Raw genomic sequence first — 26,619 nt, forward strand, 5'->3', positions numbered from 1 at the left:
GCTTACCTTTGTTGATGTCTTTCCTTCCTAGCTTGTAATTTAGAGCATGCGATTTCTTTTACCGTTTCTACTCTTTTTGTTTGGAGTCCTTCTTGTTTCTTCTGTTGTAGTACATTACCAATTTTTATACTTTCTGTTATAAGTTTTTCTGTATTATGAATTTCATTTAAATTCTCAGGAGAAATTTGTTTCATAAAATAATTTGAGATACTAGATAAACCTCTCTTTTCACAAAAAATTCCTACCTTGTAATATATAGTATCTTTAGAATTTAACTTTAAAGATTTAGCATTTAATAAATTTGTCGTGTTTTCGATATTATCCTGATATTTTAAATTTTTCTTTATACCCTCAATATCTTGCTCGGTAAGATAATTTTCTTTTTTTAGCGCTTTCATTATATTGTCGTAGAATTTTGCTACTGCTTTATCGGTTACGTTTTTAGTTGTTGCCTGCTTTGTAAAATCAACAATTAGTGATGCCAATTTTTCGCCTGTAGATTTGTCTTGTATACGCATTGATTTTGCAGGATCAGAAATTTGTACTTCTACTTTATCTGTCTTAACCTCAACTTCTTTTTCTTTCCATTTTCCGTCCACATCTTTGCTCCATTGTTGTTCCTTGATTATTTCTTTTTTCAAACCTATAGAAATTTTAATTTGGTAATTATTTTCATATGCCCACTCTTTAGCATCTTTACCTTCAATTTTAATGTTATTATCTATTGCATAGAGTACCGGGTCTTTTACAGGTGAATTAGCGAAAGCCTCTAACCAACCACCATTGTTAAATTCAGGTAAAACATTACTGAATTTTGTTACTATCTCAGCGCCTTTGGCCACTTCTTGCATATTAACAAGATTTTCTTTTATACTGCCTTTGTAGTGTTTTCTCAAATCATCAAAATTTTGAATATTAGTGGATAACGCAATATTTTTTGGATCAAACCCAGCTTTTTTTAATTCATCAATTTTTTGATCAACTATTGCTTCCATCTGTTTCTCATCAAATTGACTTATCATTTGATTTAACGATTCGCTATATTTATCGATATTAAATGAGAAATTACCTGCTTTAATAGCAGCACTGTAGCCAACACCAGGATGTGTAAACATTTCAGCTGTTGATTGAATCATACTGCCAAAATTCTTATGAAATGCTAAAAAAGAGCGACCATGATCAATTTTGGTTATTGTTTTACCATCCTGTACCATTAAATTACCAGCATGATAATCTACTTCCCCCAGCATATGACAAGCAGCTATAGCTTTTTCAAATCCTTCCAACTTTTTTAAATTTTGGTCATTAGCTCTGACTCTAGTTTCACCTGATAAACCGGAAAATTCTGTTAGTGTTACAGCATTATCAAAAAATTTAGAACGTACATAAAGTGAATCAGAGTATTGTTCATCCGCTGTTACCAGTCCTTCTTTTGGTGCGCGATCATGTAATAAAAATTGATACATGGTAGAGCCTATTAATTCTTGTACTCCGTCTCTTCGGTCAGCAAAAGCCTGTCTTTGTGCCTGAATATCTTTTATTTTTTGGCATGCAGCATGAGTTTTATAAAAATGTTTTAAAATAAAAGTATTACCGGCGTTATCTTTAGCAACATAACCGGCCGAGACGCCTGCTGTCTTTTTTCCTTTCCCCTCAAACTCAGCTTGCTGTGCCACCCTCTTATCACGTAGCATAGCATCAATTACTTTTTTAGGGTCATTAGGATTTCTTATTTCTTCAAGTTTTCTGTAATCTGCGTTATATCGGCTATCATCTAATCCAACCTGTCGTTCAATTGCCTCTGTCATAACTAAATGCTCTAAAAGAGGTGCATCGATTATTTCCCTTAATTCCTTGTTTTTATCTCCTGGAAACGAGTTTTTTATTATTGTTGTAACTTTAGCTAAATCCTTAGTGTTTAAATCGGCTAGGGCCATATAGCTAATATATAGGCTTTCAGCAGTAGGAGATTGGTTATTAGAAAGGTCAATAACAGATTCGGCAATGCCTTCGCAGGTTCTAGATATTTTGGCATTCAATTCTGTATCATTAGTTTTCAGAGCTTTAAAAAGTTGCTCTTGTAATAATAATTCTTGTTGAGTTTTCTCTTTAGACATAAAAATAACCTGCTTAATATTAACTAATAGTGAAAAAGTGTTGTTGCGTGGGTACAAAATCCTCATCATTGTGAGGAAACCACGCAGCAATTGACGAAGCAATCCAGTAAACATTCTGATTTACAGAATTTTTTTATTATTTTTTCTGGATTGCCGAGTGCGCTGCGACCGCTTGCAATGATGATTCAGTATCCACGCAACAATGCCATGTGGGAATGATATTGAATAAGTTTTCCAAGCCGTGCAACAAGGCCCCCGCTTTTGCGGGGATATGACATCGAGGTCTTTTTAAAAACTATTCAGTACTATAGATTTGATCGTGATATAACAATGAAAAAACCTAAGCAATGAAATAAAATCATGACTTTGCAAGAATGATACCAATTAATCTCTTCTATTGCCTAAAAATCTCATTAAATATAGGAAAAGATTTATAAAATCTAAATATAAAGTAAAGGCTGCCATAATAGAAAGCTTTTGTCCTACTTCATCGTTTCCTGCCATATAATACATAGACTTAATCTTTTGAGTATCCCAAGCAATTAATCCCATAAATATTACTATTCCAATAAGAGAAGTAGCAAAAGAAAGAGCCGAGCTTTTTAGAAACAAGTTGACTAATGAAGCAATGATAAGACCTATAAGACCCATTGCAAAAAATGAACCCATAGATGTTAAATCTCTACTTGTACTATAACCGTATAAACTCATTGCTCCAAAAACGGAAGAGCAAATAAAGAAAGTACGAGCTATTGATGCACCGGTATAAATAAGAGCTAAATATGCAAGCGACATACCGGTTAAACCGGCATAAACCCAAAATAATATTTGTGCCGTTTGCAGGTTCATTCGTCCGAAGCCCATAAAGAAATATAAAGCAATACCGAGCGGAGCAAACATTATAATAGTACCGAAACCTGTTTGAAACATTAAATTATAAATAGGCTCAACTGATATAGTCGTTACGGCTGCTACACCAGTTAGTAAAAGTGCTAAAGCCATATAATTATATACTTTAAGCATGTATTTTCTTAAGCCTTCATCAAAAGTTTTATTTTTTGAGGCGGCAGTTAAAGTTTTTGTATAATCGATCATAAGTAACCTTAGGATTATGTTATTTACATAATAAAATATAGCCTCTTAAAGGTATTTTTTCAAGCTATATTAATTATATTTTATAAATATCTTGCATTGAATATAAAGCAGAAGGTTTATCTTGTAGCCAAATAGCGGCTTTAATTGCACCAATAGAAAAAGAATTTTTATTCAGAGCTTCGTGTTTTAAGGTGATTATTTCATCGTCACCTAGGAAAGATATTTCATGTATACCGTGAACATTTCCACCACGAAGCGAGGAAATACCTATTTCTTTTTCGCTTCTTAGTCTATTACCACGATTAAATGTTATATTTAATCCTTTTTTGCTTGCAATTGTTTCAGCAAGCATAACAGCAGTTCCTGAGGGTGAATCTTTTTTATTACGGTGATGCGTTTCTAGAATTTCAACATCGTAATCATCTAGTATTTTTGTTACTTCTTTAGCTAGATAGCTAAGCAAATTAGCTCCTATACTCATATTTGCAGAATATAAAACAGGTAAAGTTTGAGCTGCTTTTTCTAAAAGCTTAAAATGTTGAGGTTGGAGACCTGTGGTTCCGATTACTAATTTTGTATTATGTTTTAATGCATAATTAATTAATTTTTCTAATATTTCAGGGGTAGAAAAATCGATGATCACATCAGAATTTTTACAAAAATTATCTAAATCATCTAAATTATTAGTACTATTAAATTTTGCTGCAATTTTGCAATCTTTAAATTTATCTATTCTCTCTAGAATGGTTTCTCCCATTTTACCGGTAGAACCACTAAGACCGATATTTAACATATTGGCAATGTATACTCCTAATAAATGAACAGTAAGTAGACGAAGTTTAATTTGGACAAGAGCAAGGCGTCTAAAGTCCTTAGATCGCAGTGTATACTTAATATAGTTCGAACCGCAGATCTTATTAGACGACGCCAATTTTTCAAATTAAACTAGGTTCTGTGAATATTTCTAATTGATTGGCTATTTTGAGGTATTTTTTAGCGAAAATTAATAAGATTTTTGCTGGAATAGTTACTTATATTTCAAAAAATCTTATAATTTGCAGCAAAAAATAACCAAAATTAAATCTTTGTATACGATTTATGAAAATATAATAGAGGCTTTAAATCATTTTTAATAGCGGTATTTATTACTTCACCGATAAATATAACATGATCACCGGCATCGTAAGAAGCATATTTATTACACTCTATATGATAAGTTGCACCGTTTATTAAAGGGCAATCAGTTTTGTTGCCAAGCTCATAATCAATTTTTGTAAATTTATTAGATTGTGATTTAGCAAAATGTTTTGAGATATCAATTTGATTCTCTGCTAAAATACTAATTGCAAACTTATCACTTTTTTGAAAACTGTTTATACTAAAAGAGTTTTTATTAAGGCAAAATAATATTAACGGCGGTTTTAAAGATACGGAAGTAAGAGAACTAGCAGTAAAGCCAAAAAGTTCGTTATTGCAATTTGTTGTTATAATAGTCACTCCCTGAGGGAATCGGCTCATAGCATCTTTAAATTGACTTTCTGTTAATGTCCCAGCCATTTTTTCATAATTTTGTTAATGGTTCCGTCTTTTTTTAATGAATCGATTGCCTCATTAATTTCATTAATTAGTCCTGAGTTTTTAGACATGCCTATAGCAAAATCGGATGAAAATTCTTCTAAAGTACTGCTTTCTAAATTTGAATTATTTTCTTTTAATTTTTTGCCTTGAAATTCCTCAGAAATAATAGCATCTATGACTCTGGCTTTTAATTCTTCAACCAACATTAAATGATTTGCTAAAGAATGAACTTTAATATTTATCGTCTGTGATAGATCATGTGCTTTTTTTTCTAAAACACTACCGAGCTGTACCCCTACTATTTTATTTTCTAGATCTTTGCTATTTTGTATATTATCACCTGTTCTATATATTATGGCAAATCTTGCAGTAGCATAATTATCGGAAAAGCTGATATATTCAGCACGCTCCGGTGTTACGGAAAGCTCCGCCACCGCAACATCAATATTTTCACTAACCAAAGCTGCAAGTAAACCGTTAAAGTCGAAGTTTTTTATGATAACTTTTTTATTTAGACGTTCGCTTATTGCTTTGATAATATCAATATCAATCCCAACAATCTCTCCGTCTTGGATAAATTCATAAGGAGGATTATCTGCGGCAGTACCGACTATTAAAGTTTTTTCCGTTTCTTTTTTTTCACAAGAAACTAGTAAGCAAGATAGTAAAAATATTTTCAGAAATTTCATAAAAATAATGTTTTAAGTTTGAGTATGTTCTGTGTCATCCTACGAGGCATTGCCCTTGTTGTACGGATATCAAATCGTCATTGAGAGGAAAATTACTGAGTAATTGACGAAGCAATTTCAGGATATTTGGCGAGATTGTCACGTAGCCTACGGCTGCTCGCAATGACGATGAAACCGAGCCATGCAACAAAGTCTATGGCTGCTCGCAATGACAGGAAAATCTATCCACGCGGGCAATACCTTCAAAGGAATAGCATCAAGAACTCAATTTCTCCTTTAAAAGCTGATTCACAAGCGTCGGATTAGCCTTACCGCCGGTTTTTTTCATTACCTGCCCTACAAAGAAACCGAATAATTTATCCTTACCACTTCTATAACCCTCTACTGATTCAGGATTTTCAGATATTACCTCGTCAATTACAGTGTTTAGCACGTTATTATCCGAAACTTGTACAAGTCCTTTTTCTTCTACTATTTTATCAGGTGCTTTACCGGTTTCAAACATAATTTCAAAAACGGTTTTTGCAATTTTACCGGAAATAGTATCATTTTCTATTAATTTTACCAGTTTTGCAAAGTTACTAGGGGTAATTTTGCATTCATTTATTCCTATCGATGCTTTATTTAATTGGCCAAATAATTCACTAGTTAGCCAATTAGTAAGCATTTTAGGGTTACATTCATTTGCTGCTTTCTCAAAATACCCAGCAACCGATTCATCGGCTACTATTACTTCGGCATCATATTTACTTAAGCTAAATTCCTTCATATATTTTTCAATCTTTTGATCAGGTAGCTCAGGTAAATTTGCTTTTAGCTCATTTATTAACTCATCAGAAATAACAAGCGGTAATAAATCGGGATCAGGAAAATATCTATAATCAAGTGCTTCTTCTTTTAAACGCATAGTTCTTGTTTCGCCGCTATCGGCATTAAATAGGCGTGTTTCTTGAATTATTTCTTCACCGCTTTCAAGCAAGTCTACTTGTCTTTTAGCTTCAAATTCTATTGCTTTAATGATGTTACGAATTGAATTGATATTTTTAATTTCGCATCTTGTGCCGAGTGGTTCGCCGCTACGTCTTACTGAAATATTAGCATCGCAACGCATCGAGCCTTTTTCCATATCACCGTCACAGCTGCCAATATAACGTAACAAATTTCTTAGCTTTTTTACAAATTCAGCTGCTTCTTCCGGTGATGATATATCAGGTTCGGTCACAATTTCCATAAGCCCAATACCGGCACGATTCAAATCGATAAAGCTGTAATGTGGTGATTGATCATGCATAGATTTACCCGCATCTTGCTCTAAATGCAAACGGTTAATACGAATAGTTTTAAGATCGCCGGTACTAGTCGGTATTTCCATAGTGCCGTTTTGTACTATAGGATAATAAAATTGTGAAATTTGGTAACCTTGCGGCAGATCAGCATAAAAATAATTTTTACGATCAAATACCGAATATTTATTTATTTTAGCTTTAAGCCCAAGCCCTGTTTTAATTGCTTGGTGTACACAATGCTTATTTAATACCGGTAACATCCCGGGCATTGCTGCATCAACATAGGCAACCTGCGAATTTGGATTTGCTGCAAAAATAGTACTACTTCCTGAAAAAAGCTTAGATTTTGAGGAAATTTGAGCATGGATTTCAAGCCCTATTACATATTCCCATTTCCCCGTATTACCTTCAATATATGCCATAATTAAAAACCCTTTGGCTCAAATTTAATATGTTTTACACCTGACTCAATGGTCGATGCTACTTTCAAAACATTATATTCGTCTAATTGTTTACCTATAATCTGTATACCAAGAGGTAAACCGCGTGCCGATAATCCAGCAGGAACCGATGCACAAGGTAAACCGGCTAAACTTGCAGGAATAGTAAATAAATCGTTTAAATACATAATAGTCAGATCATTTTGTTTTTCACCAATCTTAAAAGCTGCAGTCGGGGCAGCCGGTAATAAAATGGCATCAACTTTTGCAAAAGCATTATTAAAATCGTTTGCAACTAAACGACGTACTTTTTGAGCTTTTAGATAATATGCATCCATACCACTAGATGATAGCACATATGTTCCAATCATAATACGACGTTTTACTTCCTCCCCAAATCCGGTTGATCTAGTCATTTCATACATTTCGTCAAGCGTCATATTTTCACGTTCTACTCGAAGACCGTATCTAACGCCGTCATATCTAGATAAATTTGAAGAAGCTTCAGCCGGTGCTATTACGTAATAAACAGCAACACCGTATTTAGCATGCGGCAAAGTAATATCAACTATTTCAGCACCGGCGTTTTTAAGTAGTTCTATGGTATCCTGCCACATTTTCATAATATCAGGTTCAATAATACTGCCCTCACCAAGGCTAAGAGGTACGCCTATCCTCATATTTTTCATAGAACTTCCGATAGCGGATTGTAGCTCTGGAACTTCTGCTTTAATCGAAGTAGAATCTTTTTCGTCAAACCCCATCATCGCTTCAAGCATAATGCTACTGTCTAAAACGCTTCTAGTAAATATTCCTGCTTGATCAAGGGAGCTAGCAAACGATATCATTCCGTATCTTGAGCAACGACCATATGTCGGTTTAAAACCGACTAAACCCGTAAAGCTTGCAGGTTGACGTACCGAGCCGCCCGTATCGCTACCAAGAGCAGCAGATGCCATAAATCCGCTAACTGCCGCAGCTGAACCGCCTGAAGAACCGCCTGGAACTAAATCAGCATTATCATCATTTGCTTTCCAAGGGCTAATTACATTTCCAAAACAACTAGTGATATTTGCTGAACCCATAGCAAACTCATCCATATTGGTTTTGCCGAGCATCACACCGCCCTTATCAAAAATATTTTGTGTAACACTTGATTCATAATTAGGTATAAAATTTTTCAGTATATTAGAACATGCCGTAGTTCTAATTCCTTTCGTGCAGAAAAGATCTTTAGCGGCAAACGGGATACCCTCAAGGGTTCTTGCGTTATTTTGAGCATAATTTTGATCGGCTGCTTCAGCCTGTTTTAAAGCTAAGTCAAAAGTTTCGGTAACATAAGCATTTAGGTTTCTATGCTTCTCTATTTGTTTAATATGTGCACCTATTAATTCCGTACTTGTAAAATCTTTATTTTTTAGACCTTTTATACTGTCTGCTACTGTTAGTTTGTTTAGTTCCGTCATAATTATTCAACAACTTTTGGAGTGATAAAATATTTTACTTCTTTAGCCAGCTGAGCACTATTTCCACTTACATTATCAAATAACTCACTTGATAAATCAGAACTTGTAACGGTGTCCTCTCGCATTCTAGCATTCATATTAGAAACCGAAGTTAAAGGCTCTATATCTTTGCAATCTATTTCATTTAAAATATCGATCATATCCATAATAGTACTAAGCTGAGTAGAAAATTTTTCTACAGTATCTTCTTCAAATTTTAATCTAGCTAATTTTGCTATTTTCTGTGCTTCTTCTTTTGTTATCATAGTTTTATTATTTTGAGTGGTATAGTATGATGTTATTCCCGTGAAGGCTTGCCTGTGTGTAACGGTATTTCTGTCATCCTGCGACTTGTTGAGCTAGATCCTGGATACAGCCTGTGATACAAGGTTCTATAGCCGATTTTATTGCATGACTCCTTTATTTTATTAAGGCAAAAAAGCTAATTAGTTATTTTTTCTAAAATTATCTTATTATCAAAACCACCATTCACTTTCTTTTTTTGTTTTTTAATTTTTAATATATCTTTTAGTTTATAGCCATTAATATTACAGATTGTTTCAAGTACTTCTAATATATCGGTAACTTCTCCATATACTCATCTTGTAAAATTTCCTCTACTTCTTCTAGTAGTTTATTTTTTAATAATTCTTTATACTCATATGATTCAGCAATATGAGTAACTGGTATCCTGCCTGATTTTAATATAATTTCTGGAATTAAATCTCTAACTAATTTTGTCATTTTATTTTGTCAGTATAGATTCAATTTATGTCATTCTCGCTTGGCATTGTTGCATGGATCGATTTTTCTGGATTGCCACGTCGCTTCGCTCCTCGCAAGGTATTGTTGCGTGGATTAATTCCACCGCTGTCATCCCGCGACTTGATTGTGGGATCCAGTTAAAAATAAAATTATTAGTATTTTTTATTGTTTTTATGGACCCCGTGGTCAAGCCACGGGGTGACACAGTGGATTTTACCGGTCCACGCAACAAATCTAAAGCAGGAATGACATAGAAAATCAAACAGTCATTATTTCTTGTTCTTTTTGTTTTATTACCGAGTCAACTTTACTACTATAATCATCGGTTAGCTTTTGTACTTGTTCAGATAAGCTATGATGCTCATCTTTTGCGATAACGTTATCCTTTTCTAGCTTTTTAAGTGCTTCATTGCCGTCTCTTCTAATATTACGTAATGAAATTTTAGTATCTTCACCGTATTTATGAGCAAGCTTTACCAGTTCTTTACGTCTTTCTTCAGTTAAAGCCGGTATAGGCAGTCTGATTAATTGACCGTCCGTTGCAGGAGTTAAGCCAAGATTTGCTATCGTAATTCCTTTCTCTACCGATGATACCATAGATTTATCCCAAACCTGCACGTTAATTGTTCGTGCATCAGGGGTGGATAGAGAAGCAACTTGTGAAAGCGGCATTTTACTCCCGTAAGCTTCCACGGTTACGCTATCAAGTAAATTCACTGAAGCTCTACCGGTACGTAGCCCTTTAAGCTCATGATCTAAAACTTTTAGAGCTTTCTCCATCTTTTCTTGTAAGTTTTTCTTTAAATGCTCTTTATCCATCTTTATTTATCCATATATTATTATTAATACACGAATTGAGACATTGTTATGTGTATTAGGAAATGCCCCTGATGTCATTCCCGCGTAGATTGGTTTTTCCGTCATTGCAAGGAAAAACTATAAGTTTTGACTAAGTAATCTAGTAAAAATTTCTGATCTACAGAATTTTTTATTATTTTTTCTAGATTGCCACGCAGCCTACGACTGCTCGCAATGACGATTTAGTCTCTACGCAACAACACCTATGCGGGAATGACATAAAAATCATACAACAATTCACACTACAATATATTATTTCTCAATTGTCGTATATTCCCCTTTATCTTGTATTACTCTAGCAAAATTTCCCTGTTCTTTTATCGAAAATACCCTTATAGGTAATTTATTTTCTCTTGCAACTGCAATAGCTGCCGTATCCATGACTTGCAGGTTATTAGTTATAACATCTTTATAGCTAATAGTGAAATATTTTTTAGCATCCGGATTTTTTTTAGGGTCGGAATCATATACACCGTCAACCTGAGTTGCTTTTAATAAAATATCGCAATTCATTTCGATTGCGCGAAGTACTGCGGCACTATCGGTTGTACAAAACGGGTTACCCGTACCGCCGGCAAAAATTACTACACGCTTTTTTTCCATATGTCTTTTAGCTTTGCGGCGAATATAAGGTTCGCACACGCTCATCATAGGAATAGCCGATAGAACTCTTGTATAGATATTGAGGCTTTCCATAACGTTTTGTAAAGTTAAAGCATTAATCACCGTTGCAAGCATACCTATATAATCCGCTGAAGCTCGGTCCATACCGACAAGTGCTGCATTAATCCCGCGGTAAATATTTCCACCGCCGACTACAATAGCGACTTCTACTCCTAAATCGATAACTTCTTTAATATCGCTGGCAATCTTTTTTATTACGTCATATTCATGCCCAAATTGCTTATCTCCCATTAAAGCTTCCCCTGACACTTTAAGTAAAACTTTTTTATACTTCAGAGCGTTTATATCTGATATCATTTTCTGCTTCAAGTTGTTTTTAATATCTGCTTAATTTTTTTAATCATTATACCTCTTTGTAGGTCGGTAATCGATGATTTATTGAGTGCATGCACTAATAACATATTATTATTTATATCAAGTGTTACTGTACCTGGAGTTAGAGTAATCGAATTACCATAAATTATTTCGCCTATTTCTTCTAGCCCTTCTGCGTCAACCCATTCAAAAACAGGCTCTATTCCTATCTTTCTTTGCCAAATTATTTTAATAACCGCGAAAGCCGATTTCCATATTTCTAATAATAACCAAGGAAAATATAATATAAATTTAATTTTAGTGAGCATTAACATTTTCGGTTAATTTGATATTTGAAGTAAAAGGTATTAGTAGCATTATAAATACAAATAACAGCCCTATCATATTAAATATATTATTTATTGCAATTACAAAAGCATCATGATTTAATTTGTTTGCTAATAACAAATATGATGCTTTTTCGGGATTCAAAACTTTTCCGCTTAATAATTCAGTATAAGAATCTAGTTGTTCTAATGCCATTATAGAAGTAGACGAGATATTTTCCGATAAATATTGCATAAAGGTTTTAGTATCATTAGTAAGTATAGTACTGATTATTGCAAGCCCTACCGCTCCTCCTAAATTACGAGTAAGATTATAAAGCCCGCTAGCGTTACCTACTCTTTCTTTCGGCATATTGCCAAGAGCTATATTATTAGTCGGTATAAAACAAAACATTAATGAAAGTCCTCTAACAAATTGAGGAAGCACAAATGCAGCAAATTTAGAATCAGGCGTTAGAAAACTATTCAAATGACATCCAAGAGCAAACCCTCCAAGCCCTATAATAAGCATCAGGCGTAAATCTACCCCTAGCCCTAACATTCTACCGGCGAGTGGTGCAGATAAAAATTGTGCTCCGCCCGTCACCATCATAGTAGCCCCGATTTGTAATGTATCATATCCGGCAATAGTAAAGAGAAATAGCGGTAATATATATACTGCCCCGTATAATCCGATACCCATAACGAACGAATAAAGGCAACCAAAAGTAAAGTCTTTATAAAGAAATGTTTTTAAGTCTAAAATTGGATTAATAAAGGTTAGTTCTCTAATGATTAATAAAATAAAACCTAAAACTACTGCAATACTTAAGAATAATATTAAATTATCCTCAAGCCAACCTTTTTTGTTTCCTTCTTCTAACACATACTGTAATAAGCCGAGCGTTAAAGCCATTAATAATATACCGAGAAAATCAAAATTTTTCAGTAATTTATAATTTGGTTTATCAAAATCCCCATATAAAAAAACTACAGTGCATACGAAAATACCGGGTATGACGTTTAATAAAAACATAAAATGCCATGATAAAATCTCCGTAATATATCCACCGAGTGTAGGTCCTAAAGTAGGGGCAACAGTTACGACAAGTCCAATTAAGATAGTAACGATAGGACGTTGCGATGCAGGAAAAAGTATAAAAACGGTACTAAAGACCGTCGGTATCATAGCACCGCCAAAAAAGCCTTGTAATGCTCTAAAGATAATCATGGCTTCAATATTAGTTGCAAGCGAACATAATACGCTCATAACCGTAAACCCTAAAGCTGCAATAAAATAAGAAATTCTAGTAGTAAGTAACCTTGCTAAAAAGCCGGTAATAGGAATAATGATAACTTCAGCTATTAAGTACGATGTTTGAACCCAAGAAAGTTCATCGCTTGAAGCGGCAAGACCGGCAGCTATTACGGATAATGAGCTAGCGACAATTTGAATATCAAGTACCGACATAAACATGCCGACAACCATACCAAAAAAAGCAAATAATTGCTTTTTAGAAAGAGCAGGCGGTTGTAAATTATCATTTGACATAATTAAATTATACAGTTTAAATTAAATAAAGTTAATAAGTGACATATATGTTTAAAATAAAAAATTATTGTACAACTTTTAATTTTTAATTAAACTATTTATTAGGATATAAGTAGACAAGACATAATATATGGTAATCATTTTATTTATATTTAGCAAATAATAAATATGTGATTGATTTATTAAAAATATTTACTATAGTATTAATTAACTATAATTGATTTATCAATATGCAAAACCCAGCACAAAAAGTTATATCTTTTTCAGAGCATAAATCTGATATAGAACGCATAAAGAAATCAATAGAAGAGGGGTGGGCGATAGTAAAGCTAGTACCTAATAACGACCGTTTTATCGGACTTTTAGAAAAGATTTCGCATGCTGAAGATGAAACAATCTATATTCCTCCAAGAAAAAAGATAATAGTTAATTAACACGAATAACGAATTATTACATAATCTGCTATTCGGCTTAAGAAGTTGAATATAAAAGGTGATAATTGGCTTTCACTTTTTATATAAAGCTAAATATATATTATTTTTTAGCAAAAACTTATAATTCTTTACAAAATATAATGGAATTACCTAAAAAAGGTAGTTTTGTTTTACACCATTCTTAAAAAGACCTTATTGTCATTTCCGTGTAGCATTGGTGTTGTTGCATGGATTAATTCCACCCTGTCATCCTAGCTCATTTGTAGCGAGATCCAGTTTAAAATACTCAGGTGACCTTGCAGTTAATAAAGTGCATTACCGCAGTTGCTACAATCTGGCCTATATTTATGGCTCAGGGAATCACGAATGGCGTCATGTTCTCTTGTTACCGTCCTGCTCTAAACGACTGTAAGCACTTAGCAATATCCCGTTATTAGAAATTAAAGCCGGAGTAACGCTCCCCGCTATTTTATTCGCTATCTTCTGGCCTAAACCAGATAGTGCGTTGTTATTTACAGCATTTACTGCGAGTTCCGTTACTTTTTCTATCGCTATCATCTTCGCCAGCTGTACTCCCGATGCTTTCGCTAGCTCTATGATGGTCTTAAAAAAGTTGCCCACTTCAATCTTTCAAGCATTTTGATAGTTCAATACTCATAGGTCTTATTGGTAAAGGTTTATTTTCTGCTATGACGTTCTTTCGTGATTGCTTCCCAGTATCTGTAATCTTCATCTTGTCTTTTCATTAAATCAAATTGGGCAAGGTAGGTATTTAGCTTTTCTTGAGCCTTTGTCACTTCTCCATCTTTAGCGTGTAAAAATTCTATTAAATGCGGGACATCTTCTGGAAATAGTCTTGGATTACACATTTGTATATAATTTACTATCAATAACCAACCTAAATTACGTCTATCCTCTTTAGAATATTTAGGATAATTTATATATTTTTCATCATCCATAAAAACATAATCGAAATATTCTTATGATATTTCTCCAGTATCATATAATTCGCCTAAATGAAAATGATATTGTTGATAATGTTTTAACATTACTTCTAAAAAGTCACCTAAATTTTCTAAGGTTATATCTTCTACTGCTTTAAATTCTACAGAATCAAAGAAATATAAATCTATATATTCTTGAAGTGTTTTTCTGATATATGCATCTTCTTCATTTATTTTTTCATACCATAATTTATCTGTCATTGTTTATTTCATTTTGTTATTCCAATAATTTATACCGCTTCGAGGTTTCATTAAAGTTTTTATTACCTTATTTGCATATTTTTGTTGTGATTAGGTTATTTTTTAAAACAGCATCTCTCTCTATTTCTTGATATGTCCTTACATGAGCTACATTACCACCTGTATTATCAAATATTACAAACTGGTCATTTTTTATATCAACAGCAATAAGTCTTTCAGTATCATTACTTATTTTATAAGCATTTTTTAAAACTGCTTTAGGTTCTTTAGATGCTGGACTTTTTGACCACTTGGATTGATGGTGATAATAAATGATTAGTATTTTAAGTTATTTTTTTGGATATCGTGGTCAAGCCACGGTATGACACGAATGCGTTTTTCTATACATTATTAGTATATCAGGTTCTACCACGCCTATCACAAATAGGGCTATAGTTTTATTTAGAAGATGGTGCCAATGTGGGGATTTGAACCCCAGACCTACGCATTACGAATGCGCCGCTCTACCAGCTGAGCTACATCGGCTGAAATATGATTATATTATGCTGAGATATGAATTCCTACGAGACATGTTTCGTCATTGCGAGCGATGACTGACAAGGAGCGTGGCAATCCAATAAAAAATTTTAAAATGCTAAAGACTAGCATCCTTAATTGGACCCCGTGGTCAAGCCACGGGGTGACAATGAAACATCTTTATAAATGCGTCGAAAATCTTAAATGGAAATGCTGCGTATCGTCATATTTCTTCTTCTTAACCGGGAAACCCCAATCCATTCTGATCGGTGCAAAACGTGTTACCCAAATAAAGCCGAAACCAACGGAAGCTCTAAGAGATTTATCGTTATAAAAACCGTTTGGAGTTTGATATTGTTTCTTATTTAGGCCTACTCCCCAAACGCTTCCTAAATCCATAAAGACTGCACCGGTTAAATTAAATTCCTCAGGTATAGGTGTTGGGAAATTAAGCTCTGTTGAGAATGTGTAATATCGCTCACCGCCAAGTCCTTCGTTAGTGACCTTTTCACGAGGTCCTACACCACCGCTTGCAAAGCCTCTTAAACTATAATCACCTAAATTAAATCGATCGGAAATTCTAATAATTTTTCCTCCAAGCCCTGCAATATCGCCTCCGGAAGCAGATAATTTTAAAGTAAATTTGTTATGTATGAAAGACTTATAATATTTACCGTCAACTTCATGCTTTATATATTTGTTATCACCTCCAACGCCGGCAAATGCTTGTGTGCCGCTTACTAAATAACCGTTCTTTGGAACAATTTTATTATCGGTTTGATCATAAGTAATAGTATGTCCTATAGCAGAAGTAATGAATCTTCCCATTTGCTCCTTTAAGAATATTGAGCTTGATGGAGTTGGAGCACTTAAAATATCACGTTTGATTAAATAATCTATTTCGTGACCTAAATCCTCTTTAATTTCATAACCAAGAGAAGTTTTGACTCCTATAGAGTGTAACTTATAGCTTTGATCAGTTGTATTTAATACACTAGCACCGCGTCCGGTATAGTTTCTAAATGCGTTTACGCCAAGTGATAAATCACGATCTAAAAAGTGCGGTGCGGTAATACCACCGTAATAGCTTGTAGTGTTTTTACTTACTTGCACACCGGTATTAAGCAGTTTCCCGGTACCGACTAAATTATGCTCTAAGAAAGAGAAACGTCCGAATAAACCGCCAGCAGTATTATATCCTAAATCAAAACCTATAGAGGAAGTAGATTTTTCATCAACTTCAACGTTAACATCATATTTATCTTTAGCTTTAGTCGGAGCTAAGCTAATTGCTACTTTCTCAAAATAATCTAAATTTCTAAGATTACGCTCACCTTTTTCAATATATGAACGATTAATTATATCACCTTCTTCTATTTTAAATTCTCTTCTTATAACAGGGTCTTCGGTTTTAAGGTTATTAATAATATTAATTTTATTAATATAAACCTTATCGGCTTTTTCAATAATAAATTTAATATCTGCAGTATGATTAGCATTTTTCATTATATCCGGATAAACATTTACCGCAGGGTAACCGTTCGCTGTAAAATATTCTCCGATTTTTTCAGCTATATCATCAACCTTTTTCATATTGAAAACCTTGCCTTGCTTAATATTAACAATTTTATTAAGCTGTGTTATATCTATATTAGTTAATTTATTGTCTATTGTAATATTACCGAAGCTATATTTTTCTCCCTCTTCAATGGAATAGGTAAGGGTGAAATATTCTTTAGTATTATTGAGTTCTGCCGATGCCGAAATTACTCTAAAATCTGCAAAACCTACAGATTGATAAAACTCTCTCAGTAATTCTTTATCATACTCCACTCTATCAGGATCGTAAGTATCGTTACTTTCTAAAAAACGAAACCAACGAGATTCTTTAGTTAAAACAATAGATTTAAGTTCTGAATCACTATAATTTTCATTACCGCTAAAATAAATATATTTAATACCGGTTTTTGGTCCTTCGGCTATATCAAAAATAACCTTAACTCTGTTGTTTTCTAAATTTTCGATTTTAGGTGTTACCGTAGTAGCAAAACGTCCGCTACGTTTATAAATTTCTAATATTTTCTTTACATCTAATTCAATTTTAGCTTGGCTAAGAGATTCACCCGACATTGTGTAAATTTCTTTAGCGAGCATATTAGTTTTGATTTTAGAATTACCGCTAAATACTACACTACTTATAAAAGGCGTTTCAGTAACGTTAACTATTAAATTACCATCATTTGTTATATGCATATTTATATTTCTAAAAAGTGAGGTGGCATATAAACGTTTTATTACCTCATCTTCTTTAGAATTATTATAGGTTTCTCCTACCTTAAGTTTTAAATAGCTTTCAATAGTAGAACGCTCAACCCTGTGGTTACCTTCGATAGTTATTTTACGAATTACAGAGTTAGCTAATGAAATATGATAATAAAAAATCGTTAATAATAAAATTGTTAACTTACTAATTGATCTGATTGTCACCTAAAACCTTCTTTAAGATTTAATTTAAATTTCTGTGTTTAAACCCAATGTCATCCCGTGGCTTGACCACGGTAAAAATAATAAATTAGATACCGCGTTCAAGTCGCGGTATGACAAAGAACTGGATTCCCGCTTTTAGCTAAGAATAATACAAAGTTCTCCTAACTAATGCATTCAAACATAATTAATGTACTCCACTATAGTAGATAATATAAACGAGAGCAAGCAAATCTATAATTTAGGAAAACAAATTTTGTATATCGTTGGAAACAGCAATTATAATAAGAAAAATTATGATTATTGCTCCTAATTGTAACAAAATATTTTTAGTCTTAGGATTCGGTAATTTACCTGTAATTGCTTCATATAATATAAATACTAAATGTCCGCCGTCAAGCATCGGTATAGGTAGTAAGTTAAGTAACCCTAAATTAACGGAAAGCATTGCTATAAATAACAGATACATTTGGGTTCCACCAGCTATAGATTTGCCTGATTCTTTAGCAATAGCTATCGGCCCTCCTATCTCATCGAATGAACGTTTTCCTACAATCATTTGCGATATTGCGTTTAGAGTTAAAGCAGACATATCTATAGTAGTATTAATAGCTTCCCAGAATCCTCCTAAAATTCCTATTTTAGTATGAATAGGTTCATTTTTAGCTATAATACCGATGCGAAGAGTTTTCTTAACTTGCTTTTCTTCGGGAGGTGATATAATTATTTCTTGAGGCATTATATTAACGATAAATTCCTCACTTTTTCTTTCTATAGTTAAAGTAGAAGAGCTAAAACCGTTAATTAATATCTCTCTCTGCACGTCCCCGAAATCTTTAACAGATTTATCGTTAACCTTAACAATTTTATCTCCTGCTCTTAAGTTTGCTCTCTCTGCCGGTGATGAAGCTACTACATCACCTATTATAGGAGGAATCTCTGTTTTTCCAAAGTAACAATAAAAACCTGCAAATATTATTATGGCAAGTAAATAATTAATTAACGGACCTGCTGCAACTATTAAAAAACGTTCTAAACAAGATTTAGCATCAAAAGCTACTTTTTCGTTAACTTCTTTAGTCTTATCCATAAGGCTGCGATCATAGCCGTAAATCTTGACATAACCGCCAAGCGGTATAAGGCAAATCTTCCACCTAACTCCTTTTTTATCGGTAATGCCTATTAGTGCTTTACCGAAACCTATCGAGAACTCCTCAACTTTTACATTAAAATATCTAGCAATACAATAATGCCCAAATTCATGGATAAATACCAAGATACTAATTGTTATAATAAATCCTATTATAGAGAGCATAAAAATTTTATAAGTTTACTAATAAATTATTTTAAGGTATACATTGCAAGGTTATAGATATCATTTCGTCGTTGTGAGTGGACGTTGCTTCTTGGTTTCCGATGTCATTCCCGCGAAAGCGGGAATCCACAGAAAAAAAAATGAAGTAATCCAAATGTATTAGTTTTAAAAACTAATAGTATTTATGTTTTTTAATTACTGGATTCCCGCTTTCACGGGAATGACATCACGCCATATCACACTCGCAATGACGAAAATTAAATTTTAAATTTCTTTTCTTTATGAGTTCAAATAAAATTAATAAAAAGTCTATTGCACGTATTGCAGCAGTGCAAGCTATTTATCAAAACATATTGCAAAATAACGACGATATGGATGATATCATGCAAAATGTACTTTCTTTTTATCAAAATAATAATTCTATAACAGATTTACCTGAGAATTTAAAAATATCATTAAGTATAAGTCATTTTAAAATGCTGGTAAAGTCAGTATTTGAAAATATTAATAAACTAGACGAAATTATCGACAATCATTTAACAAATGATAAAGATCCTGCACATATGCCGATCTTACTCCGAGCTTTATTGCGTGTTAGTATATGTGAGCTATTATTTTGCCCTACTACGCCTGCTAAAGTAGTAATCAACGAATATACGGACATAGCAAATGATATGTTAAATGAGCATGAAATTGGTTTTGTTAATTCTGTATTAGATAAAATAGCAAAAGAGCATACTCGTTTAATTTGAAAAATTGGCTACAAGTACTGTGGTACTCAAGTATTATTAACGGCTTTCGTGCCTCGTCTTGTGGATTCCTTGCTCTTTTCCAGATTAAACTTCGTCTACTTATTCTTCATTATATTTATAAGTATAAAAGATTTTATGACAAATAATTTAAGCGGTTATAGAAATAAATTTGTTAGAGTTAAGACTTCTAAAAAACGCACCGTCTCTTCTAGTAATTGGCTTAGACGCCAATTAAACGATCCGTATGTTGCAAAAGCACGTATAGACGGTTTTAGGTCGAGAGCTGCATATAAACTACTTGAAATTCATGAAAAATTTAAACTTTTTACTCCTAACATGAAAATTGTTGATCTAGGAGCAGCTCCTGGGGGATGGAGTCAAGTAGCTTCCAAGCTTATTAAAGCTTCGGATAATAACCTAAATAATAAAATAATCTCTATCGATGTGTTAGAAATCGAACATATTGCTGGAGTTGAATTTTTTCAACAGGACTTTTTTGAAGTAGATACGGAAGAATTAATTATTCAGGCTTTAGACGGTAGAGCTGATATAGTAATGAGTGATATGGCATCAAATACCATAGGTCATAAAGCTACAGACCATATAAGAACCTTACTTTTGTGTGAGCAAGCTTTTGAATTTGCTTTAAAAGTACTAAAACCCTCCGGTCATTTTATTGCTAAAATTTTTCGTGGCGGTGCAGAAAATGAATTATTACATAAAGTAAAGCGTGAATTTAAAACAGTGAAACATTTTAAACCTTCATCCAGCCGCAGTGAATCTACGGAAATCTATTTAGTTGCTCTAAATAAGAAATAATGAACATGAAAGGCGAAAGGTGATTTCTGCCTATAAATTTATTATATATGTTATTTTTTTATTTAACATATTAGAGGATATAGATGATAATTACTTATATCTCCTGTTGTTTGGACTTCCTGAGCATATTCTTGACTGCAGCTTTGAAAATTATTATACATCCCAACTAAATTAGCTCCGGTTTCAGTTTCAACTATTTGATTATATAAATTATTTTTTAAATTTAGAGTATTTTTAGCATATTTTGGTGTTGTTGCTTCCCAATCATCTATGGTTAAAGTAATATTCTGTTTCAAATCAGAAAAATTAACAAGTCCATGTTTACTGATTCCGGCTATGATTTCTTCAAAGCCTTCGACTATTCCATTAATTCCTAGATATTTTGTAACTTTTTGTTTGGCAAAATTATATAAATATGATGCCCATTCTTCTGATTGTGATAGTGCTGTTTTTTTACCAGGAAGTACCATTGTTGTTTTTCCAAAATGCTTATTAGTAATATTAATAAGATTATGTTGTGCATTATATATCTTAGAATGGGTAGCTAGCTCTTTTATTGGAGTTGTTACTTTTCCGGTAAATAAATTTTTTTCTATGCCTCTTTCAATTATCGGTTTTGAGCCAGGGCTGTCAAAAGTTATAGATTTATTAAAATTTAGGTTGCGAGAATGTATTTCTACTAAGGTTAAATCTGCAATTATTGCTCCAAGTGAATGACCGCTAGTATTAAAACTATATTCTGTGGCTTTACTTAAGCCGCCTAATTTGTTAATTATTTCATTAACAAAATCCTGAAGTGGAGTTAGTTTAGTAGGTAAATAGTGCAGAGCGATAAGCAAGTCGTCTAATAAATCATATATATTGAATTTTGTGCCGGCACTAGCAATATGAACTTCTTTAGTTTCTTTATTTATAAATGCGACGGCTTTATAATCATATTTAGCAGTGTTGATATTATCACATGAAGCAGTCAGTATTTTCCAGCCGCTATCTGTTAATTGTTCATTGACCTTTGATGCTTTTAGCTTATAAATATTTAAATCATCTGTTTTATATGCGAGGTCTAAACCTATATAAGCAAGCTTTTTAGTGCTAATATGTTTAGAATTTTTGTATGTAGGCATATCTACCTCTTTTTGATCAATTTTACCATAAAATATGGTTTTTTCTAAAAAATGTCAAGTCAAATATTAATGTTTATTAATCTATTATTAAATAAAGGATTGATATCTGATTACTTTTGTTGTATAGTGCACTTGTAACCATGAAATATGGTGAATTAAATAAGGAGATAGACTATGTTGACATTATTAATACGAAACTTATTCGGAAGTAATAAACCGATTACTTACTTATCTTTAATAGAAAAAGCAAAAGCAGATTATAGTTTTTATACAAAATTAGCATCAGGAAGCTTTTTTGTAGGAATAAGTAGTTTTTTTTCATCTAGTAGTTGGTTAAGCAAAATACCTTTAATAACAGGGGGTGTTTTTGGTACTAGTTATGGGGCAAAAGGCATTATGGAGAGTAATGAACAAATAAAGCTTTTTACTCAAGCTCATGAAGCAACTAAAGTTGAAGAGTATTTGGCTACTTCGGGGTTAGGAAGTTTTGTATACGGTACTGCTATAGATAAAAACGGTATAGATAAATTTACCGGTAAATATATTGAAGGAACAAACGGTAAGATAATATCTAATGAAATAACTCGCGTACCAACCTTAAGTTTAACGGGAGACGGCGTTGGTTACAAACATAATGGTGGCTATGAAATAGTAGAATCAACAGATCGTGCGTTATATCAGGCAATACCTGGCGTGAAAGGACAATATACAAATAAATTAGTTCCAGATACTAGTATTCTTCCTTTACATGCTTGTATTATTCAGCAGCTAATACAAAATGGCTATTCAAGTGAAGATATTGAAAAAGCTTTAAGTTTAGGAACTGTTGCAAAGAGAGAAAGTTACAAAAATAAGCAATTAGCAGAATACAAGCCAAATTTGACAAGTAAGTTATGGTATGGTACAGAAAAAGCTATGCAAAATAAAGTAGTAGAACTTTCAAAAGAAATACAAAAATATGCTGAAATAAATGAAGCTTATGAAGAATTATTTAATTATAATACTTCCAGTACTAGTGAAGAACAAGAAGAGCAGTTTTATAGCCTTGATTATAATAATCTTAATGATGATCAAACTCAAATCTTAGGAGATGAAGGATATATATCTGATATTGCCTAGTAACTAAATACAAAACTTTCTAAAGAGTAAGGTTATAGATCTATAACCTTACTCTTTTTTATTTAATAACCTCTTTAGCTCTCCGTTCAAAAGCTATAATCATTTTTTCGGTTGCTTTGGTAAAATAAGTGCCGATTAATTTATCCAGTATTACGGACTTCATTTTAAAATCAATAAAGAATTTTAATTCAGTTCCTGCCGTGTATGGAACAAATTGCCAAGTACTTTTTAAATATTCAAAAGGTCCTGAAATAGCTACTGTATTAATCAAATATATTCCATCATCTGTTATTTCGCGTGTAACTCGTGAGTTATATTTTTCTGAAAAGCCTTTTAACTGAATTACTAATTCAGCAATAATCTCTTGATTATTTTCTGAAATAATTCTAGAAGCAGAACACCAAGGCAAGAATTTAGGATAAGATTTTACATCCCAGACCAAATCAAACAATTCTTGCGGTTTATAGGGTAAAATTTTAGTGTGTTGAAGGCAAGGCATTAGAAATCTGTGACTTTACCTTTATGCTGCCAGTCCCCGTATCTTGTCGGTTCTAGACCTTTAACACCGCCAATTTCTTTTTCTTTTGGTAAATTTTCTTCTTCTGATATATTATTAGACATCTTTCCAAACTTCGCTTCTAGAGGTAATTTAGACGTCGGTCCGGTACTCGCATCCTCACGTATGTCCATATACGCTGTGGTGCTGAGTTCCGTGTCTCCTGTAAATTCCTCTCTATAAGCTGGTTTGGAAAGATGTCTATTATCTTTTTTATCGTCCATAGTACTAAATATATGAAATATAACCGTATTTATATTAATAGTCGTTTAGCTGAAAATAGCAAGATAGAATTAGCAAGTGATCATGTTCATTATGTCAAAACGGTGCTACGTCTTAAAGTAAATGATGGTTTACGTCTCTTTAACGGTACGGATGGAGAATTTCTAGCACAAATTAACTATATAGGTAAAAATAACCTATCGGTTAGACTTAAAGAACAGTTAAAAAAGCCTTATACAGAATCTACGTTAACTCTTGCTGTTGCTATAATAAAGCAAGATAAATTAATGCTTGCAATAAATATGGCTACGCAACTCGGTATAACTAAAATTATTCCGTTAATTACTAGGTGGTGTCAATTGAGATCGGTAAATATCGAACGTTTAACGAAATGTGTTATTGAGGCAACAGAGCAATCAGAACGTCTTACTCCCCCGATAATTGAAAAAGCTATCACAATACAAGATTATCTAAAAAAGAATAATAATTTGATGTTATATGCTAATGAACATGAAAAAGAAGAAAATTCTATATTACGAATTTCATCATCACTTAGTAATAGTGATATAACTATTATTGTAGGACCGGAGGGAGGCTTTACTAATGATGAGCTGGAACTTCTTGCCTCATATAAGAATACAAAATCTATAAGTTTAGGAAGTAATATATTACGTGCTGAAACAGCAGCAATAACTGCTATAGCACAAGTGAGGTTGTTAGGTCGTCATTGCGAGGAAATTGCATAGCAATTGAGGAAGCAATCTCAGGAGTTTGTTATGATTTCATGAGATTGCCACGCAGCCTACGGCTGCTCGCAATGACGAAAAGGTAGAGTTACTTCACCTTTTCTATTTTGGGTTTACAAAATAGCTTACCTAAACAAAGGAAAGAATATACACCACAAAAGCCTATAATTATATAAAGTATTGTAACAATAATTGGAAATGAGCCAAATAAAAGTGTGACTAAATTAAAATTAAATAATCCGACTAAGCCCCAATTTATAGCACCTATAGAAGATAATAAATGTACAGTAGTAATAAGTGGATTATTAGAAGTATTTATTAACATATTTAAGCTCCTTTTAGTTAAACGTAAAAGACCTTGTTGTTTACTACTGACAATAAATTAGGGTTTTAATGATAAATTTTCACTTTAATTACTTGATTAAGATAGTTTTAACAGTATAACTGATGTAAAATGGCTACATTTTTCTATAAATTAATATAATAACGTATATATTTTAAACTTTGTAAATAACTGGCATTTGCAGTATGTGGGTAGTTTGTTATAATTAACTCACATAAAAAATATATTGATGTATATTATTGCCAGTTGTATATATTGTTTTATAAAAAAACGTCAATACATATTAACCTATCAAAGGAGAATTGATTTTATTATGAGTACACATAACAAAAAAGAACAAAAAAAAATGAATAAAACCGAATTTATAGCATTTATGACCGACCATGGTCATAAACATGCTTCACATAAAACATTAACAAAAGCTGAGGCCGAGAAAGCACTGAATTTAGTTCTCGATAGTGTGATTAGTGCTATAAAGAGCCACCATAATATTAATATAACAGGTTTCGGTTCATTTGAAATACATCATAGAAAAGCACGTGAGGGTCGTAACCCAAAAACCGGAGCAAAAATGAAAATAGATGCTTACAATCAACCTACTTTTAGAGCCGGAAGAAAAATGAAAGAAGCTTGTAATTAAAAGAAGTAACGTATTTACAGTACTAATAATTTCCGAACCCCGTTACACGCTTGCGGGGTGACACTAGAAAAACCGGCTCATGCAATAATGCTCTGCAAAAGCCGGAATGATATAGAATACTTCTTAAGTACAATTCATAATGATATTACAACCATTGATAATTGAACGCCTAGAGTTTAACTTAAAACATAATAAGCTATACAATAGTTGGCTTATCGAAGCCGAAAATATAGAGCAAGCTTTAAAAGATTTAGAAGAGTTTATATATATTAAGCTTTTTAAGAATAGCATTCCTCTTGAAAACAATCCTGATTATCATTTCATCGCTAGGGAAACTTCAGCTACATCTAATGCTAAAAATATTTCTATTGAACAAATAAGAAAATTACAAGACTTCTTAAGTAAAACTTCTGCAATTTCAGGTTATAAAGTTGCAATAATTTATTCGGCGGATCTTATGAATTTGAATGCAGCGAATTCATGCTTAAAAATTCTTGAAGATGCACCAAAGAATAGTTACATTTTTTTAATTACTTCAAGAGCTGCAAGTATTATTTCTACAATTAGATCCAGATGTTTTAAAATTAATGTTAGATCATCTATCCATCATACTAAAAACGAATTATATTCCGAGTTTATTCAGTCGATAGCAGATAACCAAACGTTAGATTTTATTAATCGCTTTACTACTAAAGACCGAGAATTATGGCTAGATTTTATTGATAATTTATTATTATTAATGAATAGAATCCTTAAAAAATCTGCCAATGTTAATATTGAACTTCTAAATTTGGAAAATAAGATTTTTAATAAACTATCAAATAGACACCCTTCATATTTACTGCAAAAATTTACCGACATAAAAAAGTTAATATATAATACCATTGATTATGATTTGGACTTAAAAACAAGTTATATATTAGTGGTGAATGAGTTTTCTAGTAATTAACACGATATCACTACGTTCCTTTCTATGTTATCCATAAAACAACAAAATATATTGAGATACTCCTTTTTTTTAAAAAATAGTTAATAGATATTCAAGATAGAAAGCGGTTTCCCTCTAGAATATAAATTTAATTTATGTTTTATTTTGACTATTGTTCATTTACTCGTAGTATATATTAGGTTTTAGGAACTTTATAAATTAAATTA

The 26,619-nt window shown here is 32.6% G+C and carries 27 protein-coding genes, 1 tRNA gene and 1 pseudogene; 7 read left to right on the forward strand and 22 right to left on the reverse strand.

The annotated features are described in order from the left end of the window. Positions 1 to 2: 2 nt before the first annotated feature. From risK1 to C4Q30_RS07550, 13 genes are all read right to left on the reverse strand, one after another. A complete protein-coding gene (risK1, locus tag C4Q30_RS07480) occupies positions 3 to 2,117 on the reverse strand; it encodes a T4SS effector phosphatidylinositol 3-Kinase RisK1 (RefSeq protein ID WP_103897631.1) in 2,115 nt (704 codons plus the stop codon). A 384-nt stretch (positions 2,118 to 2,501) separates the two neighbouring features. After that, a complete protein-coding gene (locus tag C4Q30_RS07485) occupies positions 2,502 to 3,212 on the reverse strand; it encodes a Bax inhibitor-1/YccA family protein (protein ID WP_014013899.1) in 711 nt (236 codons plus the stop codon). 73 nt (positions 3,213 to 3,285) lie between these two features. Continuing rightward, positions 3,286 to 4,005, reverse strand: coding sequence for a 4-hydroxy-tetrahydrodipicolinate reductase (gene dapB, locus C4Q30_RS07490; protein WP_012150406.1), 720 nt, complete (start codon positions 4,003 to 4,005; stop codon positions 3,286 to 3,288). Positions 4,006 to 4,289: 284 nt separating this feature from the next. Next, positions 4,290 to 4,769 (reverse strand): flavin reductase family protein, encoded by a 480-nt coding sequence (locus C4Q30_RS07495; protein ID WP_103897632.1) that lies wholly within the window; start codon positions 4,767 to 4,769, stop codon positions 4,290 to 4,292. Beyond that, entirely contained in the window at positions 4,754 to 5,479 is a 726-nt protein-coding gene (locus tag C4Q30_RS07500; protein ID WP_103897633.1) for an ABC transporter substrate-binding protein, read from the reverse strand. Before C4Q30_RS07500 ends, C4Q30_RS07495 begins: the two co-directional genes overlap by 16 nt. 256 nt (positions 5,480 to 5,735) lie before the next feature. Continuing rightward, positions 5,736 to 7,187 carry an Asp-tRNA(Asn)/Glu-tRNA(Gln) amidotransferase subunit GatB gene (gene gatB / locus C4Q30_RS07505; RefSeq protein ID WP_103897634.1) on the reverse strand — a complete coding sequence of 484 codons (1,452 nt, stop codon included), beginning with the start codon at positions 7,185 to 7,187 and terminating at the stop codon, positions 5,736 to 5,738. A 2-nt stretch (positions 7,188 to 7,189) separates the two neighbouring features. Next, complete coding sequence (gene gatA, locus C4Q30_RS07510; protein WP_103897635.1) at positions 7,190 to 8,671, reverse strand: Asp-tRNA(Asn)/Glu-tRNA(Gln) amidotransferase subunit GatA; 1,482 nt, start codon at positions 8,669 to 8,671, stop codon at positions 7,190 to 7,192. A 2-nt stretch (positions 8,672 to 8,673) separates the two neighbouring features. Next, the gene (gene gatC, locus C4Q30_RS07515; RefSeq protein ID WP_045805319.1) at positions 8,674 to 8,976 is read right to left on the reverse strand and encodes an Asp-tRNA(Asn)/Glu-tRNA(Gln) amidotransferase subunit GatC; all 303 of its coding nucleotides are present in this window, start codon (positions 8,974 to 8,976) and stop codon (positions 8,674 to 8,676) included. Between the two features lie 304 nt (positions 8,977 to 9,280). Continuing rightward, entirely contained in the window at positions 9,281 to 9,454 is a 174-nt protein-coding gene (locus C4Q30_RS08900) for a nucleoside triphosphate pyrophosphohydrolase family protein (RefSeq protein WP_010976865.1), read from the reverse strand. A gap of 279 nt (positions 9,455 to 9,733) precedes the next feature. After that, a complete protein-coding gene (gene frr, locus C4Q30_RS07525; RefSeq protein WP_014013906.1) occupies positions 9,734 to 10,294 on the reverse strand; it encodes a ribosome recycling factor in 561 nt (186 codons plus the stop codon). A gap of 291 nt (positions 10,295 to 10,585) precedes the next feature. Next, positions 10,586 to 11,314: a UMP kinase gene (gene pyrH / locus C4Q30_RS07540; protein WP_103897763.1), complete on the reverse strand. Its 729-nt coding sequence runs from the start codon at positions 11,312 to 11,314 to the stop codon at positions 10,586 to 10,588. Between the two features lie 8 nt (positions 11,315 to 11,322). After that, the gene (locus C4Q30_RS07545) at positions 11,323 to 11,646 is read right to left on the reverse strand and encodes a monovalent cation/H+ antiporter subunit E (protein WP_004996606.1); all 324 of its coding nucleotides are present in this window, start codon (positions 11,644 to 11,646) and stop codon (positions 11,323 to 11,325) included. Continuing rightward, the gene (locus tag C4Q30_RS07550; protein ID WP_103897636.1) at positions 11,630 to 13,189 is read right to left on the reverse strand and encodes a DHA2 family efflux MFS transporter permease subunit; all 1,560 of its coding nucleotides are present in this window, start codon (positions 13,187 to 13,189) and stop codon (positions 11,630 to 11,632) included. Before C4Q30_RS07550 ends, C4Q30_RS07545 begins: the two co-directional genes overlap by 17 nt. Positions 13,190 to 13,419: 230 nt before the next feature. Here C4Q30_RS07550 and C4Q30_RS07555 point away from each other — a divergent pair, with 230 nt between their 5' ends. Further along, a complete protein-coding gene (locus C4Q30_RS07555) occupies positions 13,420 to 13,623 on the forward strand; it encodes a DUF2674 domain-containing protein (RefSeq protein ID WP_004996604.1) in 204 nt (67 codons plus the stop codon). Between the two features lie 372 nt (positions 13,624 to 13,995). On the opposite strand, the gene C4Q30_RS07565 is transcribed toward C4Q30_RS07555, so the two are convergent. From C4Q30_RS07565 to rseP, 5 genes and pseudogenes are all read right to left on the reverse strand, one after another. Further along, positions 13,996 to 14,181, reverse strand: a complete 186-nt coding sequence (locus tag C4Q30_RS07565; protein ID WP_014013909.1) for a hypothetical protein — start codon at positions 14,179 to 14,181, stop codon at positions 13,996 to 13,998. Positions 14,182 to 14,245: 64 nt separating this feature from the next. After that, positions 14,246 to 14,828: pseudogene (locus C4Q30_RS10580) on the reverse strand (hypothetical protein). Positions 14,829 to 15,277: 449 nt separating this feature from the next. Next, positions 15,278 to 15,353: transfer RNA gene (locus tag C4Q30_RS07575), tRNA-Thr, on the reverse strand. A 171-nt stretch (positions 15,354 to 15,524) separates the two neighbouring features. Then, the gene (bamA, locus tag C4Q30_RS07580; protein ID WP_103897637.1) at positions 15,525 to 17,831 is read right to left on the reverse strand and encodes an outer membrane protein assembly factor BamA; all 2,307 of its coding nucleotides are present in this window, start codon (positions 17,829 to 17,831) and stop codon (positions 15,525 to 15,527) included. A 238-nt stretch (positions 17,832 to 18,069) separates the two neighbouring features. Beyond that, entirely contained in the window at positions 18,070 to 19,143 is a 1,074-nt protein-coding gene (gene rseP / locus C4Q30_RS07585; protein WP_103897638.1) for an RIP metalloprotease RseP, read from the reverse strand. 281 nt (positions 19,144 to 19,424) lie between these two features. Here rseP and nusB point away from each other — a divergent pair, with 281 nt between their 5' ends. Further along, entirely contained in the window at positions 19,425 to 19,895 is a 471-nt protein-coding gene (nusB, locus tag C4Q30_RS07590; protein WP_012152483.1) for a transcription antitermination factor NusB, read from the forward strand. A gap of 135 nt (positions 19,896 to 20,030) precedes the next feature. After that, complete coding sequence (locus C4Q30_RS07595; RefSeq protein WP_103897639.1) at positions 20,031 to 20,714, forward strand: RlmE family RNA methyltransferase; 684 nt, start codon at positions 20,031 to 20,033, stop codon at positions 20,712 to 20,714. 62 nt (positions 20,715 to 20,776) lie between these two features. Here C4Q30_RS07595 and C4Q30_RS07600 read toward each other — a convergent pair whose 3' ends face one another. Continuing rightward, positions 20,777 to 21,838 carry a hypothetical protein gene (locus C4Q30_RS07600; protein WP_103897640.1) on the reverse strand — a complete coding sequence of 354 codons (1,062 nt, stop codon included), beginning with the start codon at positions 21,836 to 21,838 and terminating at the stop codon, positions 20,777 to 20,779. 174 nt (positions 21,839 to 22,012) lie between these two features. Here C4Q30_RS07600 and C4Q30_RS07605 point away from each other — a divergent pair, with 174 nt between their 5' ends. Continuing rightward, complete coding sequence (locus tag C4Q30_RS07605; RefSeq protein WP_103897641.1) at positions 22,013 to 22,957, forward strand: hypothetical protein; 945 nt, start codon at positions 22,013 to 22,015, stop codon at positions 22,955 to 22,957. A 58-nt stretch (positions 22,958 to 23,015) separates the two neighbouring features. Here the strand turns inward: C4Q30_RS07605 and C4Q30_RS07610 are convergent, their stop codons facing one another. Next, complete coding sequence (locus tag C4Q30_RS07610) at positions 23,016 to 23,456, reverse strand: type II toxin-antitoxin system RatA family toxin (protein ID WP_103897642.1); 441 nt, start codon at positions 23,454 to 23,456, stop codon at positions 23,016 to 23,018. Then, positions 23,456 to 23,737 (reverse strand): DUF1674 domain-containing protein, encoded by a 282-nt coding sequence (locus C4Q30_RS07615; RefSeq protein ID WP_103897643.1) that lies wholly within the window; start codon positions 23,735 to 23,737, stop codon positions 23,456 to 23,458. The genes C4Q30_RS07610 and C4Q30_RS07615 overlap by 1 nt, the downstream gene beginning before the upstream one ends. Positions 23,738 to 23,749: 12 nt before the next feature. Here C4Q30_RS07615 and C4Q30_RS07620 point away from each other — a divergent pair, with 12 nt between their 5' ends. After that, positions 23,750 to 24,481, forward strand: a complete 732-nt coding sequence (locus C4Q30_RS07620; RefSeq protein ID WP_103897764.1) for a 16S rRNA (uracil(1498)-N(3))-methyltransferase — start codon at positions 23,750 to 23,752, stop codon at positions 24,479 to 24,481. 88 nt (positions 24,482 to 24,569) lie between these two features. On the opposite strand, the gene C4Q30_RS07630 is transcribed toward C4Q30_RS07620, so the two are convergent. Next, positions 24,570 to 24,806 (reverse strand): DUF378 domain-containing protein, encoded by a 237-nt coding sequence (locus C4Q30_RS07630; RefSeq protein WP_014013919.1) that lies wholly within the window; start codon positions 24,804 to 24,806, stop codon positions 24,570 to 24,572. A 331-nt stretch (positions 24,807 to 25,137) separates the two neighbouring features. On the opposite strand from C4Q30_RS07630, the gene C4Q30_RS07635 reads away from it, so the two are divergent. Both C4Q30_RS07635 and C4Q30_RS07640 read left to right on the forward strand, forming a co-directional pair. Further along, positions 25,138 to 25,464 carry an HU family DNA-binding protein gene (locus C4Q30_RS07635; RefSeq protein ID WP_103897645.1) on the forward strand — a complete coding sequence of 109 codons (327 nt, stop codon included), beginning with the start codon at positions 25,138 to 25,140 and terminating at the stop codon, positions 25,462 to 25,464. 139 nt (positions 25,465 to 25,603) lie between these two features. Next, a complete protein-coding gene (locus C4Q30_RS07640; protein ID WP_209445218.1) occupies positions 25,604 to 26,413 on the forward strand; it encodes a DNA polymerase III subunit delta' in 810 nt (269 codons plus the stop codon). Positions 26,414 to 26,619: the final 206 nt, after the last annotated feature.

It is taken from the genome of Rickettsia fournieri (genome assembly GCF_900243065.1).
Lineage (GTDB): Bacteria > Pseudomonadota > Alphaproteobacteria > Rickettsiales > Rickettsiaceae > Rickettsia > Rickettsia rickettsii.